The sequence below is a fragment of the Candidatus Planktophila sp. genome, assembly GCF_044232745.1.
Lineage (GTDB): Bacteria > Actinomycetota > Actinomycetes > Nanopelagicales > Nanopelagicaceae > Planktophila.
The window spans coordinates 1-16,681 of the sequence record NZ_JBIILI010000012.1; the positions used below are offsets into that span (position 1 = coordinate 1).

Here is a 16,681-nt window from a genome sequence, read left to right on the forward strand (position 1 = left end):
TGTTTGTGGATCGAAGCCTAAAACAGAAACCGACCCTGCATCTCGGGTTCTAAAACCTTCAAGGATTTCTACGGTTGTTGTCTTTCCGGCACCGTTTGGACCTAATAATGAAAAAATCTCGCCTTGTTGGATGTGAAGATCCACTCCGCGCACCGCGTGCACATCGCCATAGCTTTTCTTGAGGCCTTTTACTTCGATGAGGCTCATGTGGCTACTTTACTATGCGAAAATACACCTGTGAGCCCGCGTAGAAACTACCCCAAGAAGCGAGTGAAGCCTGAAGAACCTCGGGAAATCAATATCGCATCGACGGGTGAGAGCACTGAAGAACATAGCGATGGAACTTACATTGTGCGCCGCTTAACTGGATCTGGTTCAACAAAGCCGTATCGCTGTCCAGGGTGTGATCAATTAATTCCACTTGCAACTCCACATGTTGTTGCCTGGCTTGAATACGATGAAGATGGTCGCCGCCATTGGCACACAGCGTGCTGGGGAAAGAAAAATAAACGGCGTCCTAATACAGAACGTACCCGCAACGCTCCTCGTTTTTAAAGCAGAGGGCTAACGCAGAGTTTTAACCCAGCCGCCCCTTTAATATTTTTGTAGCCTTGATGACAATTGCGTCATCTATTGCACGGCGCTTAAAACTCAAAAACTTTAGTGGGATGTTAAATCGAGTACGAACGACGGTGCGCGGGTAGGTATATTCAAGTAATCCTTCAGGGCCATGTACGCGGCCGTAACCACTGTCTTTAACCCCTCCAAATGGAACAGAAGAGACAGCTGCAAAGGAAAAAGTTGAGTTAATTGCAACCATTCCGCAGTGCAGCTGCGAAGCAATTTTCTTACCCTGGCGCTTGGACCAAACATTCGCCCCTAATCCATAACGTGATGCATTAGAAAGGTCAATGGCCTCTTGCATATGAGAAACTCGATTTACAATAACAATTGGCCCAAAGGTTTCTTCCCGAACGGCAGCAGATGATTCAGGCACATCTACCAAAATAACTGGTTGTACAAATGGTGCTTGTGCAGATTTCAGTGAACCATAGGCAAATTGCCCACCATCTTTAATTGCAGCTTTAATATGAGATGAGATTACAGAAATCTGTGATGGCATTGTTGCTGGGCCATAATTTCCAACACCAGGTGCGCCAGCATGAATGTTCTTAGCAAGGGCTACAGCCTTTGCAATAAAGGCATCGGCAACCTTTTCATCTACATAGACTCGCTCGGCACCAATACAGGACTGTCCCGCATTGGCCATCGCAGACCATATTGTTGCGTCAACCGCACGATCCAAATTGGCATCAGCAGCAACAATAACGGGATCTTTTCCACCACATTCCAAAACAGCTGGTGTCATATTTGTTGCGCATGCTGCCGCTACCAATTTGGCAGTTTTGGTTGAGCCGGTAAATGACAACTTATCTATGTCGCTAAGACAAAGAGCGTTTCCAGTTTCTGCTAAACCAGTGATAGTTGTAAAGATATCTGCAAAGGGCGCAACGGCATTAAAACTCTCTTCCAGCCACACGCCTACACCTGGCGTGTACTCACTTGGCTTAAACACAACGGTATTTCCTGCAGCTAACGCGTATGCGATGGATCCGACAGGAGTAAATATTGGATAGTTCCAAGGACCTATAACACCAACCACACCCACAGGCGATCGCTCAACAGTTGCAGACATGTTCGCCATTAACGCACCTGGGGCGCGATAAGAGGTTCGCATTATGTCTTCAGCATGTCTGGCGGCCCAGCCGATGTGACTGACCGCTATAGATGCTTCAAGTTTTGCATCACTAATTGGCTTACCTGTTTCAAGTGATACTAGAGCTGCGATTCGGTCAACGTTATTAATTATGTACTTACTCCAGGCCAACAAAACCTTTTTGCGTCCAGAAAAACCTAATGCAACCCAAGAGGTACTGGCATGACGAGCATGATCAACAATCGCTGCAACCGCCTTGGCTGAATGAATTGGATATGTACCTACGGCCTCGCCAGTAACAGGGTTATATGAATTAAAAGCTTTAGAAGTTTTTGAAGTGGCCATGCGAATAAGCCTAGTGCGGTATAGATAGGATTTGAAGTATGAGCGAGGTAATCAGATCAAGCAGTGTCTTTGAATCCCTGCGGACGCCTTTCCATGTAGTTACATCTGATGGTGTTGATTTGATTGGTGAAATCGCAGCACCCGTGGGCGTATCAAAAGGCGCAATTCTGTGTTTGCATCCGCTACCAACAGCTGGCGGAATGATGGATAGTCACATCTATAAAAAGGCTGCAAATCGCTTACCTGCGATGACTGGCATCACAGTTGTTCGATTCAATACTCGGGGCACAGCCAGTGAAGCTGGCAGCAGCACCGGGACATTCGATAACGGAATAGCTGAACATTTTGATGTGGAAGCGATGCTGGCTTACTGCCTTGACACTTTGAAGTTAGAAAATCTATGGGTAGTTGGCTGGTCCTTCGGAACTGATTTAGCCCTTCAACATGCAAAGGACCCACGGCACAAGGGGCTGATCTTGCTTAGTCCACCTTTGCGCACGACTACAACTGAACATCTTGAGTATTGGAATACAGATTCTCGACCAATCATCGCCTTAGTGCCCGAACTCGATGATTACCTCAAGCCAGATGAGGCTCGACAAAGATTTGCAATTATTCCTACAATGAAAATAATTGCCGTGGAAGGTGCCAAACATTTATGGATTGGCGAACCTTCAGTACATCGTGTTCTCTCTGAAATAAACAGCATCGTGACCGGCGAAATTGCGCCGCTTCCAACCGATTTTTAACTGTTATTTGCGCGAGGAATAACTACTTCATCAAGGATCAAGATTATTGATGCGGCTACTGGTACAGCTAGTAAGCCACCTACTAACCCCAACAATGATGAACCTATAAGTGCCGCAACAATTGTTACCGCTCCAGGTACATTCAATGTTCGCTTCATGATTCTCGGGGTAACGATGTAGTTTTCAACTTGTACGTAAACAATGTATGCAATAAATGCAATTGCTCCAATCGCCACAGATTGGGTCAGTGCAATCAAGGTAACAATTCCAGCCCCAATGAAGTGGCCAATAAGTGGAATAAGTGCGGCAACCAATACGATCATGCCGATCGCAATTGGTGAAGGCATACCTAAAACTGTCGCCAAGATAACGACAAATACCGCTGCCATGGCAGCAATCAAAATCTGGCTTCCCACGAAGGCGCCAACTCGTGCAATTACAGCATTTGTTAATCGTCCTACGCGATCGCGACGAGTTGCTGGAACCAAAGAAAGACCAAGATCGACTGCTTGTGGCAATGATGTGATGAAGTACAAAGTAAGCACCAAGATAGTAAGAGCGGTAAAGAAACCTGACAGAACAGATTTTCCAACACCAATAACTCCACCAAAGGTGCTGATCAACAAAGTGCCATCAGATGTAATTGTCTTTAACTTTTCCTGCAAAGTATCTATCAGTCCAAATTGTGTATTGAGCTGATTGATCGTTTCATTTTTCATTAGATCACTCAACAATTGGGGTGCATTTTCAATGAGCTGTGTTCCTTGGCTAATTACTGGTGGAACTACAACCAGAGCAAAAAAGAGCACGAAAAGAATTACCGAAGAGAAAATAACTGTTACCGCGGTGCTTCGAGACATCCTACGTTTGCGTAGCGCTTCAACCGCTGGGTTTAAGCCAGTTGCCAAGAACAAGGCGATCAAAATCAGAACAAAGATCTGACTGGCACTTGCAAGTGCTCGCATCAAGACGATTGCAGTTAGTGCGCCAAGAGTTGCAATAAACCCAAAATAGAATGGATGGGAGCGATTAATTGGCTTGCCCAAAATTCCATAATCATCGGGAGCCTTTTCAGACTTTGGGGAGCGAGCGGCCGCTTTCTTGATTCTCTGTGTAATTGCCATGGTTACATTCTAAAGTGCATAGATCACTCTTATTGAGACGTGGTGTTCATGTTCTAGTAACAATTATGAGAGAGAATATCCGCCATGGCGCTACGTATTACAGGTTTAGGCGAGGAGATCGCCTCTGTCACAGGCCTGCCCTGGCACCTACCCCTTGAGGAGTGGCCAGAAGACCCAGCTCTTGCTGAAAAACGCGGTATTTCTAGGCACGTTGTACGTCTTGTGCGAGCTAGTGATGACCCAGATGCCGAGGTCTATGCGGTTAAAGAAACCGTGTCAGAGTTTGCTAATCGCGAATATGTAATTTTGCGACAGTTGTCTCAGATGAATGCTCCGTGTGTTGAACAAGTTGCCGTAGTCGAGGGCCGAACTGATGCCAATGGTGAAGAACTCCCGTGTGCAATTGTTACGCGTTTCTTGCCGTACTCATTGCCATATCGAGTACTGCTGTCAGGTGCCGTAACAGCTCACGAGATTACAACCATGGCAAGTGGGCTTGCATTGCTCTTGGTTCGTTTACATCTGTTGGGATTTTGGTGGGGTGATTGTTCTCTGTCTAATACCTTGTTCCGTCGCGATGCTGAAGGTTTTGCAGCATATTTAGTTGACGCCGAAACAGGCGAGTTCCAAAAAACTCTCAGCGACGGACAACGCGAACACGATTTAGAAATTGTTCACTTTAATGTCGCCGCCGAACTTGAAGATCTTGCATTGTCGGGTGTTTTGTATCCTGGGATGGATCCAGTTCGTGCAGCAGAGGCGGTAATTCGTCGCTATCGTAGAATTTGGGCGGCATTAAAAGAGCGTCAATTATTGGATCCAAAGGATCGCCATGCAGTTGAACGTGCAATGCGTCAACTGCATGACCTTGGATTTGCAGTTGAAGAAGTTGCGGTAACAATCGATGGCGATACACAAATGCTTTCCTTCCAACCCAAGTTAGTTGCCGCTGGATATCACACACAGCGCTTGCGCGAATTAATGGGGTTAGAGACGGAAGAACTTCAGGCAAAAGGATTGCTTGCATCATTTGATCGATACAGAGCGCGTGAAAATAAATTGGGATTATCAGCACAAGAGATGGCAAAACAATGGCTTACTGAAGTTTTCGAAACCGTGATTTCACGTGTTCCTGCAGATATGCGCGGTCGAGTTGAACGTGCGCAGATGTTCCATGAAATCCTTGAAAATCGCTGGTATTTAAGTGAAAAAGCGGGCCATGATGTGGGGTTAGAGGCTGCTGCTGATAATTACTGCGCCGAGATCTTGCCACTGCGTCGCGACTCAGGCGTGGACATAGTTCTTTAATCGATAGGATGGCGCTATGAGTTTGCCACCTAATTTCGGGCAAGCCTTTGATTTAAGTTCACTTACTAAGCCAAAGGTTGATCCTTCTGTTCCATTGCCTGGGATTGAAGTAACAGTTGAAAATCTAAGTAACGAGATTTTGCCACTATCTTTGACACGCCCAGTAATTGTCTTGATGTGGACAGCTCGAAGTCCAGAATCTGTAGAGATGATTAAAACTCTTGGCAAACTCGAAGTCGATTACAAATCAGCTTTTTCTTTGGCGCGTGTGGACATCGATGCAAACCCTGAAGTTGGTCAAGCTTTTCAGACTAAATCAGTTCCGTATGCAGTTGCGATTATTGCAGAACAAATGGTTCCATTGTTTGAGCAGGCATATCCAGAAGCACAAGTAAAAATGGTGATCGACAAAGTTTTAACTCTTGCATCTGAACAAGGGGTTGGCGAAGCTCCGGTAGAGCAGATAGAGCCTGAAGAGGCTGATGCAATGAACGCACTGGAATCTGGTGACTATAAAGCCGCCGAAACAGCGTATAAGAAGTGGCTTGCAAGGAAACCTTCGGAGAATTTGGCAAAACTAGGTCTTGCTCAGACACAATTATTGATGCGTACCGAAGGTCTTGATCTAAACACTGTCATTACTCAATCCACTGCAGCTCCTGCAGATATTGATCTTCAATTAAAAGCTGCAGATGTTGAAATCGTTAATGGGGGAGTTGAAGCAGCGTTTACTCGATTACTTCATGCAGTAAAGGCTACAAGTGGTGATGAGCGGACTAAGATCAAGAATCATCTCTTGGAACTTTTTGCCTTGGTAGACCCATCAGATCCCCGTTTAGCATCAGCCCGTAAAGAGTTAGCCAGTGCGCTTTTCTAATGCTTACTCAAGAAGTGGAACTCAAAGGGCTTAAGGTAATTTTCTTCTTGTTTGGCCTCTCAATCATGAGCTGGGTTCCACGATTTCCAGAAGTTAAAGCTCACTTGGGGTTATCCAATGGTGAATTTGGATCATTACTTAGCTTAGGTGCTATTGGTAATGCTGCTGCACTATTAACCGTGGGTCACCTAGTCCACAAATACGGCGCAAAACCAATGTTGCAATTTGCATCTTTTACTTTCGCACTCAGCATAATTGTTTTAAGTCAGACAACATCGTCATTTATATTTCTAATTTTTATGGTTGTCCAAGGGGCAGGAATTTCTGCATTTCATATATCTGTTAATTCCCAAGGCTTTAGCTTCCAAGACAGAACCAAGAAACAAGTTATCACCTTATTGAGTGGTTATTGGAGCGCAGGGGCTCTTCTAACTTCAGTTATTGCAGGTTTTTTAGTTGGTTTAGTTTCGATCGAACTTCATATTGCTGTCATCGCAATATTGTGCGAGGTAATTATGTTACGCACAATTAGTACAATGACTCCTAATTTAGTCAAACCAAATGAGAATCCAGAGTCAGATCTAAAATTACGTGAAACCTTCAAGGGCTTTAACTTTGACATGTTGGTTTCCGGAGGCCTGCTCTGTGTAATTATGTTGGAGTTTGCAGTTGGTGATTGGTCAGCAATTTTTCTGAAAGAAGATTTAGGGATTCTCAGTGGAATCCACACACTGCCATTTATTCTCTTCACTCTCACTATGATCGTTGGTCGCCTTAACTTTCATCGCCTATTGCCCCGTTATCCCATGCAGCAGCTCAGCAAAGTTGCATCTTTGGTCTCTGGCGGCTCTTTCCTGATTGGAATTGGTTTAGTGAATGTAATAGGAGCAGATAACAAGGCCCTCGCTCTTGTCATTCTTTCGATATCTTTCACATTCGCCGGCATTGGTTCCTCCTTTTTGGGACCAAGCATGATGAATGCAGCAAATTCCAGATCACGGTTTCCTGCCAGCATAGTAATTGGCCAAATTGGAGTCATAAATATCTGCTTAGTATTTGTGATGCGTTGGGTAATTGCCTGGACGGCAGAAGCAACTTCGCTATCAGTCGCCTTATGTATTCCAGGGATCATGTTGTTGCTAGTTCCCTTTTTTTCTAAGATTTTTAAGAGCGTTTAAACCAAACAGTTGCTAATGGTGGAATTCGCACCGATGCCATTTGCGATTGGCTGACCACAATCTGTTCGTTATGAACACCACTTCCACCATATGCAGGATCATCGGTATTTAGTATTTCTGTCCATGTGCCGGCTGATGGAAAAGGTAATTGATAGTTCTCATGCGGAACTGGCGAAAAGTTCGTGACACTCACTAGAGGGGTTACTTGATCATCCCAACGTGCAAATGCAACAACATTTGCTGCTCCATCATTGTTAACTAACCAACTAAAACCATCTGGATTTGTGTCTTTTTCCCACAATGCAGCGGTTTGTTTGTACATCGAATTGAGATCAGAGATAACGCGTTGAACCCCTTGGTGTTCGGCATACTCGGTTAAGTGCCACTGTAATCCAGCGCTCTCGCTCCATTCATCATTTTGAGCGAACTCGCTACCCATAAACAATAACTTTTTACCGGGGTGTGCCCACATGAATCCATATAGGGCGCGCAATGTTGCAACTTTTTGCCAACGATCTCCTGGAAATTTATTAACTAGTTGACCTTTGCCATGAACAACTTCATCATGAGATAGCGGCAACATGAAGTTTTCACTCCAAGCGTAAAGAATTGAGAACGTTAATTCATTATGGTGAAACACACGATGGACTGGCTCATGCTGTAAGTACTGCAATGTGTCATGCATCCAACCCATGTTCCACTTAAACCCAAAGCCAAGCCCACCACCTGAAGTGTCACCAGTAACGCCTGACCAAGCTGTTGATTCTTCAGCGATCATCATGATGCCTGGATGAGTTTTATACGCTGTCGAAGTAGCTTCTTGCAGCAGTTGTACCGCTTCAAGATTTTCACGACCACCATTGATATTTGGTAGCCACTGACCGTCTTCACGTGAATAATCCAAGTACAACATTGATGCCACAGCATCTACGCGTAGTCCATCAATGTGATATTCAGTGAGCCAGTACAAAGCACTAGCAACTAAGAAATTGCGAACTTCATTTCTGCCAAAGTTAAAGATAAGTGTGCCCCAGTCAGGATGTTCTCCTAATCGAGGGTCTGCATGCTCGTATAGCGCTGTTCCATCAAACTTGGCTAGCGCCCATTCATCCTTGGGAAAATGTGCGGGAACCCAATCCAAAATAACGCCGATTCCAGCATTGTGCAGCGCATCAACTAAGAATTTGAACTCATCAGGTGAACCAAAACGTGAAGTTGGTGCAAAGAATGAAGTGACTTGATATCCCCATGAAGGTCCATATGGGTGTTCAGTTACTGGTAAGAACTCGACATGCGTAAATCCCTGTTGCCCCACGTAATCAACTAGTTCGGTTGCAAGTTCGCGATAACTCAGACCGAGCTTCCAAGAACCTAGATGGACTTCATAAACAGATACGGCAGATCGCCATGATTGAAATTGTGAGCGTTTTTCAAGCCAGGCAGAGTCATTCCAGGCATATGTTGATTCTTCAACGACAGATGCTGTCAAAGGTGGAATTTCAGTTGCACGCGCCATTGGATCTGCATGATCTACCCAACGACCATCGATTCCACACACAGCGAATTTGTACTTGGTGCCGGCTGTGATATCTGCAATAAAGATTTCCCAGATTCCTGATGATCCAACACGAAACATTTGGTGAGAATTGTGATCCCAGTAGTTGTGGTCTCCGATTAATGAAACGGCATGTGCATTAGGTGCCCACACTGAAAAAGCAGTGCCCAGCAATGCGCCAGAATCATCACGCTTTACCTGTGCGCCAAGTGCTTTCCACAGTTGTTCGTGACGCCCTTCACCGATCAGGTATAAATCTACTTCACCTAAGGATGAATGTGGGTTGAGGAATGAAGCCGGAGTAATTTCATTCTTATGATCTTTTGCAAATAACTTAGAGAAAATACCCATGTCTAGATCTTCACTTGCACAATGTGCGCAACTTTGCCGACTGGGCGAGTTGGATTCAGTGAAACAAAAGTATGCGGATTCCATGTAATCGATGAACCGTCAAGCAAATCCTTGACTTCAAAATCTTGGGCAGTAATACCGAGTGCAGCCATGTTCCAATGCACAGTTGTTCCCTGGGCGAAACTTGGATCCAAGTTAACGACCACCAACACCAAATCATTACCTTCGCGCTTGGAGTACGCGATGATCGCATCTGAATCTGTGTCGTGAAAAGTAAGATTACGTAAGCGTTGCAAAGCAGGGTGTGCTTTGCGAATTGAGTTCAACTGCGCCACAAATGGAGCAAGAGTCAGACCCTTTTTAGCCGCTCCATCCCAATCACGAACTTTAATCTCGTATTTTTCAGAGTCCATATACTCTTCGCCACCTTCTTTAAAGGCGCGATGTTCATACAATTCGTACCCTGCATACATTCCCCACGAAGGCGAAAGCGTTGATGCCAGCACTGCTCGCAGCGCAAACATTGCTGGATTGCCACTTTGAAGATGAAATGGATTGATATCTGGAGTGTTCACCCAAAAGTTGGGTCTAAAGAATGCACTCGTAGTTTGAGAAACTTCACGACCGTACTCTGTCAATTCAAATTTACTGGTGCGCCAGGTGAAGTATGTGTAGGACTGATGAAATCCGGCTTTTCCTAATGAATGCATCATCGCAGGGCGAGTGAATGCTTCGGCTAAGAAAATTACTTCGGGGGATTCGGCATAAACAATTGCTAGCAAGTCCTGCCAGAAGTGGACCGGCTTAGTGTGCGGGTTGTCTACGCGGAAGATCTTTACGCCCTTGGAAACCCACAAGCGAATAATTCGTAAAACTTCATCTCGAATGCCTTCGTAATCATCATCAAAGTTGATTGGGTAAATATCCTGATATTTCTTTGGTGGATTCTCTGCGTATGCAATGGTGCCATCAGCGCGCTTATTAAACCATTCTGGATTTGTTGTGACCCATGGATGATCAGGTGATGTTTGCAAGGCAAGATCCATCGCAATTTCGAGTCCTTGTTTGGTGGCAGCTTTTACAAAATCCTCAAAATCCTTCATCGTTCCAAGTTCAGGATTGATCGCGTCATGGCCACCATCTGCATTACCGATTGCCCATGGCACACCGCAGTCATCTGCCGTTGCTTCTAGTGAGTTATTTTTACCTTTGCGATGGGAATTACCAATAGGGTGCACAGGAGGCAGATATAAAACATCAAAGCCCATCGCAGCAACACCAGATAACCGTTTAGTTGCTGTGGCAAATGTTCCGCTAACGACGCTGCCATCTGATTTCCTAATTGCACCTTCACTGCGAGGGAAGAATTCATACCAAGAACCGACTAAAGCGCGATCTCGATCAGCTCGAACCGGATACTTATCTGATTCACCAGTAACAGTGCGATATTGGGATGTGCTTGCTGCCTTAACTACGAAGTGGAAATCACCGTTGGTCGGAACAGTCACTGTTCCTTCATATCGATCTGTGCCTGGCCAGGATTCCAATAATTGCTGGCAATCGACCATCTTGTTCTTTGCATTAAACAAACAAACTTCTGCTGTCAGTGTTTCATGACCTTCGATAGTGATGGTTGCACCAACAGAAATTATTTCTCCGGCGATGGCTTTGACAGCAACAAATTCTCCCCCGAAGTAAACCGCGGGGGAGATATCTGTGATTGGAATTCTAGATATCAACCTGAGCCTTCTGTATTGCCAGCATCTGCAGCTGAGACATCATGAATACGATACTTATTCATAGCCTTTGTGACAATGCTTTGCTTGATATCACCTTGGTTACATAGTTGCTGCAACACGGCAACAGCGATGGATTCGGCATCAACATTGAAATGACGACGAAGCGCCCCACGTGTATCAGATAAGCCGAAGCCATCTGTTCCGAGTGAGTAGAAAGGTTGTTCGACCCATGGAGAAATCTGATCTTGGACCGCACGCATGTAATCACTAACAGCGATTACTGGACCCTTGGCACCATCAAGCTTCTTAGTGACATAGGCGGTGCGCTTGTCATTTGGATTAAGCAAGTTGTGGCGATCTGTTTCAAGACCATCACGGCGAAGTTCATTCCATGAAGTTACTGACCATACTGAAGCATTAACGCCCCAATCATCTGCAAGAAGTTGCTGCGCCTTGATAGCCCAGTTAACACCTACACCTGATGCCAAAATCTGAGCGCTTTTCTTGCGTGATTTTGGTGCTGGTGAGTACAAATAGATTCCCTTAAGCAGGCCAGCAACATCTAGGTTTTCTGGCTCAGCCGGGTGCACGTATGGCTCGTTGTAAACAGTTAGGTAGTAATAAACATTTTCGCTATTTTCACCATACATACGACGCAGACCATCTTTTACGATGTGCCCAAGTTCGAATGCAAATGCTGGATCGTATGCAACAACGGCAGGGTTAGTAGCTGCAAGTAGAAGTGAATGACCATCTTCGTGTTGCAAACCTTCACCGTTAAGAGTGGTGCGACCTGCTGTTGCGCCAACTACGAATCCTCGAACTAATTGATCTGCAGCCGCCCAGAAGGCATCGCCTGTGCGTTGGAAACCAAACATCGAATAGAAGATGTAGATAGGAATCATCGGTTCATCATGTGTTGAGTATGAAGAACCAACAGCGGTAAAGGAGGCAACAGATCCCGCTTCGTTGATACCTTCATGCAAAATTACACCGGATGTTGATTCTTTGTAGGACAACATTAATTCGCGGTCAACAGCTGTGTACTTCTGACCATGTGGTGAGTAAATCTTCATTGATGGGAACAATGAATCCATACCAAAGGTACGTGCTTCATCAGGAATGATCGGAACAATGCGTGCGCCTAGTCCAGGATCCTTAACCAGATCCTTAAGCATGCGAACAAAGGCCATTGTGGTTGCGATTTCTTGATGACCAGAACCACGCTTTACAGATTCATAAACAGAATCATCAGGCATTGTTAGGGGACGTGACTGTGTGCGACGACGTGGGATTGATCCACCTAGTTCCGCACGACGTTCTGCCACATATTTTGCCTCTGGAGAATCTGGTGCTGGCAAGTAATACGGAGGTAGGTACTTATCCAACTTAGAATCAGGAATGTCCAAATGCAATGTGTCGCGGAATTTTTGAATATCTTCCAGCGTCATCTTCTTCATTTGGTGCGTTGAGTTACGACCTTCGAAGTGAGAACCAAGTGTCCAGCCCTTAACAGTCTTAGCCAAGATAACTGTTGGACGGCCATTCTTGGCAGTCGCCGCTGTGTAGGCAGCAAATAATTTCTTATAGTCATGTCCGCCGCGCTTTAGGTTCCAGATTTGATCATCAGACCAATTAGCAACCATGGCAGCTGTTCGAGGGTCGCGACCGAAGAAGTTATCGCGAACATACTTGCCAGATTCGGCCTTAAATGTTTGGTAATCACCATCGAGGGTTTCATTCATTAACTTAACAAGTGCGCCTTCGCGATCTTGAGCCAACAATGGATCCCAACCGCGACCCCACACAACTTTAATAACATTCCAGCCAGCTCCACCGAAGATTGATTCAAGTTCTTGAATAATTTTTCCATTACCGCGCACTGGGCCATCTAGGCGTTGCAAGTTGCAGTTAATTACAAAAGTTAAGTTGTCTAGTTTTTCTCTGGTTGCAAGGCCGATTGCACCTAATGCATCAACTTCATCAACTTCACCATCGCCAAGAAATGCCCACACATTTTGATCACTAGTGTCTTTGATTCCGCGATTGTGTAAGTAACGGTTGTAACGTGCTTGGTAAATTGCATTGAGTGGACCGATACCCATTGACACAGTTGGGAACTGCCAAAAATCTGGCATCAAACGTGGGTGAGGATACGAAGAAAGTCCGCCACCTGGATGCGAAAGCTCCTGACGGAAACCATCTAACTGATTTTCAGATAAACGTCCTTCAAGAAATGCGCGTGCATACATTCCAGGGCTTGCATGTCCCTGGAAGAAAATTTGATCTCCGCCGCCAGCATGATCTTGCCCGCGGAAGAAGTGGTTGAAACCAACTTCATACAACGCAGCAGATGAGGCATAGGTTGAAATATGTCCGCCCACACCAACGCCTGGGCGCTGTGCACGGTGAACCAACATGGCAGCGTTCCAACGGTTAATGCGACGAATCTTGCGTTCTAAATCTTCATCTCCTGGAAATGGTGCTTCATGTTCAGGAGCAATGGTGTTGATGTAATCAGTTGCACGTAATGCAGAAATTCCAACATTTTTCTCTCGTGCATGTTGCAACAAGTTAAGCATTAAGTAGCGAGCGCGCACCGGGCCAGCGGCCTTCAGGGCAGCATCAAAGGAGGCTCTCCATTCGGCCGACTCAGATGGGTCGGTATCGACTAGCTGTTCAATATTGAGATCTGGCGCCTCGAAGTTTTCGCTCATGTGCCTATTCTTGTCTGTACTGCCCCGTAAGTCGAAATTGAAAAGGTGTGAAATAGAGCCAATTTCCCCTTGCGCTCAAGCCCGGCATTGTGTGGACTTAGCCCGTGCCTATGCGGATGGGGTTTGCCAAGGACGACCTGGTTTTAGAGGTCGGCTTTGATAGCGATTGTGATTCCACAATACGAGACCAGATCAGGGCCATTACTGGAACCACATTTCTTGAAGAGGCGGCATCTGAAGTAGTAGATGCGGTGGTGTTGTGGTGGCGAGATGGTGATGGCGATTTGGTTGATGAATTAATGGATGCTCTTACATATTTATCTGAAGCCGGACCAATCTGGGTCCTTACCCCTAAGGCTGGTCGTGATTTACATGTCGAACCTAGCGATATTCAAGATGCTGCACCGATTGCAGGATTAAGTCAGACATCAACAATTGCGCTCGCAGGGGATTGGTCGGCGACTCGATTAGTGGCACGTAAAGCAGGCAAGAGGTAAGTTTCGGCCATGACAACTATTGGACAAGCAGCACCGGATTTCACAATTCCAAATCAACACGGAGAAGCAGTTTCTCTTTCCTCATTTAAGGGAAGCAAAAATGTTTTGCTGATGTTTTATCCATTCTCATTTACTGGAACATGCACCGGCGAACTATGTGCATTGCGCGATGATCTTTCTTCATTCCAAAATGATGATGTTCAGGTATTGGCAATCTCATGTGATTCACCATTTACCCAACGAGTATTTGCAGAGCAAGAGAATTATCAATTTCCGGTATTGTCAGATTTCTGGCCTCATGGCGGAGTTGCACAGACATACGGAGTTTTTGAAGAGTCAAAAGGTTGCGCACTTCGCGGCAGCTTCTTGATTGATAAAGCAGGCATTCTTCGCTGGGAAGTAAAGAATGGTTGGGCTGCACGTGAAAACTCTGATTACAAGGCGGCAATCGCAGCCCTATAAGCGTGATTTAGGAAATTGTGGACTCGTAAGTTAAGATTTGGGTCTGCAAGATCGGGTGCTTAGCTCAGTGGTAGAGCGTCTCGTTTACACCGAGAATGTCGGGGGTTCGAAACCCTCAGCGCCCACAAGTAAAAAGGGAGAAAAGAGTAAATGAAAGCATCTCCTAGCGACCAGCGCTCGATTTTAGATATTGCGAGATTTGATCAGCAGGCAACATCGCTGCGGCACAAAGCGGCAAACCTTCCTGAACTAGCCGAACTTGCCAGCACTACAGTCAAATCAAATAATGCTCGTGATTTACGTATTGCCGCAGAAACCGAGTTAAGTGATGTTAAGCGCGAACTTTTGCGTGCCGAAGGCGATGTCGAGCAGATCGTTATGCGGATTACACGCGATGAAGCCCGTCTTATCGGGGGAAGTGCTTCACCTAAAGAGTTAGAACAGCTACAACACGAGGTCGGAACCCTGGGTGCTCGGCGGGCAGAGCTTGAAGAGGTTGAACTTGAAATTATGATGCGCGTAGATGGAATCAACGAGCGCATCACAACCTTAAAGGCAGAAGAAGCAGAACATGCTGCCGTTATTGCAGATCTAGAAATTCGCAAGGAAAATGCGATGGCAACTATCAACAATGATCTAGACGCCATTGTTAAGGATCGCAGCGAAACTTTGCAGAGTATTGAAAAAGCATTGATTGATCTTTACGAAAAAATTCGCGAGTCAACCGGTGGGGCAGGAGCTGCAGCACTTGCTGGGGGATCATGTAACGGATGTAATCTTTCAATCAACTCAGTTGAATTAAAAAGAGTTTCAGAGTTGGCAGAAGATGAAGTTGTCCGTTGCGAAGAGTGTCGTTGCATCTTGGTGCGTGGGGTCTAAATGTCTCGCCACTTTCATCTAACAGCAGACGGTGGGTCTCGTGGCAATCCAGGTCCTGCTGGATACGGAACTGTTATTACCGAAAACGGCACAATAATTGCTGAGCTGTATGACTTCATCGGTGTTGCAACAAACAATGTTGCCGAATACAGCGGACTTATTGCAGGATTAACAGCGATTCATGAAATTGATTCAACTGCAACAGTTGATGTAAAGATGGACAGTAAATTGGTAGTAGAACAAATGTCTGGACGTTGGCAAATAAAGCATGCAGATATGCGTGTGCTGGCTCAATCAGCCCGTTCGGCCCACAATCCATCACTTGTCTCGTACTCATGGATCCCACGTGATGAGAATTCACACGCGGATCGTTTGGCCAATAAAGCACTAGATCAACAAGCAGGTGGCGGAGAAGTAATTCAGGTTCAACAGAATTACTTAACAGAACGTTTGTTGTCCACAGAAAAGGCAACAACGATCTACTTAATTCGTCATGGTGAAACCGTGTTGACTCCCTTTAAGAAATTTTCAGGTGATGGTCCACTCAATCCTGAGTTAACAGAAACCGGATTAGCTCAAGCTGAAAAAGTTGCTACAGCCGTTGCGAAGTTAAATCCCGAGGTAATCATTGCTTCACCACTTAAGCGGACTACCCAAACCGCAGAAGCGATTTCGCGAGCAACCGGCTTACCCATCACTTTTGAAGAGACCTGGATCGAATGCTCATTTGGAATCTGGGATGGCCTTTCAATTGATGAGGTTAAAGAAAAATACCCTGCCGATTATCAATCATGGATTTCATCAACCGGATTTGCTCCTCCGCAAGGAGAGTCATATGACAATGTTGCCTTACGTGTAGATGCTGCGCTTAATCAGATTGCTGCTGAATATCCAGGACTACGAGTTGTCGTTGTTTCACACAATGGAGCAATTAAATCTGCAGCAAAAGTTGTTGTTGGCGCACCTGCCGAAAGTATTTTCCATATTGATATCTCACCGTGCTCGATCACTACCGTAAGTATTTGGCCTAGCGATGGTTTGCGCGCGCTACGCAGCCTTAATGAACAGGCACACCTGTACTAAGCGATACTGGAAAGCCAGAGTTTTGCCATAACTTGATGACCAAACGATGTCGGGTGAATCCCATCTTCTGCAATCGCAGTTATGGGCATTATTCTTGCAA

At 45.6% G+C, this 16,681-nt stretch carries 15 protein-coding genes and 1 tRNA gene; 10 read left to right on the forward strand and 6 right to left on the reverse strand.

The window, feature by feature from the left end; translation table 11 throughout:
* The coding region (locus tag AC9UGD_RS05855) for an ATP-binding cassette domain-containing protein (protein ID WP_509570843.1) at nt 1–207 on the reverse strand (207 nt) is incomplete at its 3' end.
* A gap of 30 nt (nt 208–237) precedes the next feature.
* Here AC9UGD_RS05855 and AC9UGD_RS05860 point away from each other — a divergent pair.
* The gene (locus AC9UGD_RS05860) at nt 238–555 is read left to right on the forward strand and encodes an Rv1322 family protein (protein WP_509570846.1); all 318 of its coding nucleotides are present in this window, start codon (nt 238–240) and stop codon (nt 553–555) included.
* A 22-nt stretch (nt 556–577) separates the two neighbouring features.
* On the opposite strand, the gene AC9UGD_RS05865 is transcribed toward AC9UGD_RS05860, so the two are convergent.
* Nucleotides 578–2,062 (reverse strand): aldehyde dehydrogenase family protein, encoded by a 1,485-nt coding sequence (locus AC9UGD_RS05865; protein WP_509570849.1) that lies wholly within the window; start codon nt 2,060–2,062, stop codon nt 578–580.
* Between the two features lie 38 nt (nt 2,063–2,100).
* Between AC9UGD_RS05865 and AC9UGD_RS05870 the strand changes: the two genes are divergently transcribed.
* Nucleotides 2,101–2,811 carry an alpha/beta hydrolase gene (locus AC9UGD_RS05870; protein ID WP_509570852.1) on the forward strand — a complete coding sequence of 237 codons (711 nt, stop codon included), beginning with the start codon at nt 2,101–2,103 and terminating at the stop codon, nt 2,809–2,811.
* On the opposite strand, the gene AC9UGD_RS05875 is transcribed toward AC9UGD_RS05870, so the two are convergent.
* Entirely contained in the window at nt 2,808–3,935 is a 1,128-nt protein-coding gene (locus AC9UGD_RS05875; RefSeq protein WP_509570854.1) for an AI-2E family transporter, read from the reverse strand. The two genes, AC9UGD_RS05870 and AC9UGD_RS05875, sit on opposite strands and share 4 nt — an antisense overlap.
* A gap of 84 nt (nt 3,936–4,019) precedes the next feature.
* Here AC9UGD_RS05875 and AC9UGD_RS05880 point away from each other — a divergent pair, with 84 nt between their 5' ends.
* From AC9UGD_RS05880 to AC9UGD_RS05890, 3 genes are read left to right on the forward strand one after another with little or no spacing between them, the layout of a single operon-like run.
* Complete coding sequence (locus AC9UGD_RS05880) at nt 4,020–5,243, forward strand: DUF4032 domain-containing protein (protein WP_509570857.1); 1,224 nt, start codon at nt 4,020–4,022, stop codon at nt 5,241–5,243.
* A 16-nt stretch (nt 5,244–5,259) separates the two neighbouring features.
* Complete coding sequence (locus AC9UGD_RS05885; protein WP_509570860.1) at nt 5,260–6,120, forward strand: co-chaperone YbbN; 861 nt, start codon at nt 5,260–5,262, stop codon at nt 6,118–6,120.
* A complete protein-coding gene (locus AC9UGD_RS05890; RefSeq protein WP_509570863.1) occupies nt 6,120–7,298 on the forward strand; it encodes an MFS transporter in 1,179 nt (392 codons plus the stop codon). Before AC9UGD_RS05885 ends, AC9UGD_RS05890 begins: the two co-directional genes overlap by 1 nt.
* Here the strand turns inward: AC9UGD_RS05890 and glgB are convergent.
* From glgB to aceE, 3 genes are read right to left on the reverse strand one after another with little or no spacing between them, the layout of a single operon-like run.
* Nucleotides 7,285–9,204 (reverse strand): 1,4-alpha-glucan branching protein GlgB, encoded by a 1,920-nt coding sequence (gene glgB / locus AC9UGD_RS05895; protein WP_509570866.1) that lies wholly within the window; start codon nt 9,202–9,204, stop codon nt 7,285–7,287. The genes AC9UGD_RS05890 and glgB overlap by 14 nt on opposite strands.
* Nucleotides 9,205–9,206: 2 nt before the next feature.
* A complete protein-coding gene (locus AC9UGD_RS05900) occupies nt 9,207–10,943 on the reverse strand; it encodes an alpha-1,4-glucan--maltose-1-phosphate maltosyltransferase (protein ID WP_509570868.1) in 1,737 nt (578 codons plus the stop codon).
* Nucleotides 10,940–13,660, reverse strand: coding sequence for a pyruvate dehydrogenase (acetyl-transferring), homodimeric type (gene aceE / locus AC9UGD_RS05905; protein WP_509570871.1), 2,721 nt, complete (start codon nt 13,658–13,660; stop codon nt 10,940–10,942). Before aceE ends, AC9UGD_RS05900 begins: the two co-directional genes overlap by 4 nt.
* 116 nt (nt 13,661–13,776) lie before the next feature.
* Here aceE and AC9UGD_RS05910 point away from each other — a divergent pair, with 116 nt between their 5' ends.
* The 5 genes from AC9UGD_RS05910 to AC9UGD_RS05930 all read left to right on the forward strand — a co-directional run bounded on the left by AC9UGD_RS05910 (nt 13,777) and on the right by AC9UGD_RS05930 (nt 16,581).
* Nucleotides 13,777–14,157, forward strand: coding sequence for a DUF3052 domain-containing protein (locus tag AC9UGD_RS05910; protein WP_509570882.1), 381 nt, complete (start codon nt 13,777–13,779; stop codon nt 14,155–14,157).
* Nucleotides 14,158–14,166: 9 nt separating this feature from the next.
* Nucleotides 14,167–14,619 (forward strand): peroxiredoxin, encoded by a 453-nt coding sequence (locus tag AC9UGD_RS05915; RefSeq protein WP_509570873.1) that lies wholly within the window; start codon nt 14,167–14,169, stop codon nt 14,617–14,619.
* Between the two features lie 53 nt (nt 14,620–14,672).
* Nucleotides 14,673–14,744 (forward strand) — tRNA-Val (locus AC9UGD_RS05920).
* 25 nt (nt 14,745–14,769) lie between these two features.
* Nucleotides 14,770–15,498, forward strand: coding sequence for a zinc ribbon domain-containing protein (locus AC9UGD_RS05925; RefSeq protein WP_509570876.1), 729 nt, complete (start codon nt 14,770–14,772; stop codon nt 15,496–15,498).
* On the forward strand, nt 15,499–16,581 hold the full coding sequence (locus tag AC9UGD_RS05930) for a histidine phosphatase family protein (RefSeq protein ID WP_509570879.1): 1,083 nt from the start codon (nt 15,499–15,501) through the stop codon (nt 16,579–16,581).
* Nucleotides 16,582–16,681 lie beyond the last annotated feature (100 nt).

What these genes read in the sequence shown, in the direction of transcription:
- AC9UGD_RS05910 (WP_509570882.1), top strand. Translation starts at nt 13,777, where the DNA reads ATGGGGTTTGCCAAGGACGACCTGGTTTTAGAGGTCGGCTTTGATAGC.
- AC9UGD_RS05930 (WP_509570879.1), top strand. Translation starts at nt 15,499, where the DNA reads ATGTCTCGCCACTTTCATCTAACAGCAGACGGTGGGTCTCGTGGCAAT.
- AC9UGD_RS05925 (WP_509570876.1), top strand. Translation starts at nt 14,770, where the DNA reads ATGAAAGCATCTCCTAGCGACCAGCGCTCGATTTTAGATATTGCGAGA.
- aceE (WP_509570871.1), bottom strand. Translation starts at nt 13,660, where the DNA reads ATGAGCGAAAACTTCGAGGCGCCAGATCTCAATATTGAACAGCTAGTC.
- AC9UGD_RS05880 (WP_509570857.1), top strand. Translation starts at nt 4,020, where the DNA reads ATGGCGCTACGTATTACAGGTTTAGGCGAGGAGATCGCCTCTGTCACA.
- AC9UGD_RS05885 (WP_509570860.1), top strand. Translation starts at nt 5,260, where the DNA reads ATGAGTTTGCCACCTAATTTCGGGCAAGCCTTTGATTTAAGTTCACTT.
- AC9UGD_RS05865 (WP_509570849.1), bottom strand. Translation starts at nt 2,062, where the DNA reads ATGGCCACTTCAAAAACTTCTAAAGCTTTTAATTCATATAACCCTGTT.
- AC9UGD_RS05915 (WP_509570873.1), top strand. Translation starts at nt 14,167, where the DNA reads ATGACAACTATTGGACAAGCAGCACCGGATTTCACAATTCCAAATCAA.
- AC9UGD_RS05890 (WP_509570863.1), top strand. Translation starts at nt 6,120, where the DNA reads ATGCTTACTCAAGAAGTGGAACTCAAAGGGCTTAAGGTAATTTTCTTC.
- AC9UGD_RS05870 (WP_509570852.1), top strand. Translation starts at nt 2,101, where the DNA reads ATGAGCGAGGTAATCAGATCAAGCAGTGTCTTTGAATCCCTGCGGACG.
- glgB (WP_509570866.1), bottom strand. Translation starts at nt 9,204, where the DNA reads ATGGGTATTTTCTCTAAGTTATTTGCAAAAGATCATAAGAATGAAATT.
- AC9UGD_RS05875 (WP_509570854.1), bottom strand. Translation starts at nt 3,935, where the DNA reads ATGGCAATTACACAGAGAATCAAGAAAGCGGCCGCTCGCTCCCCAAAG.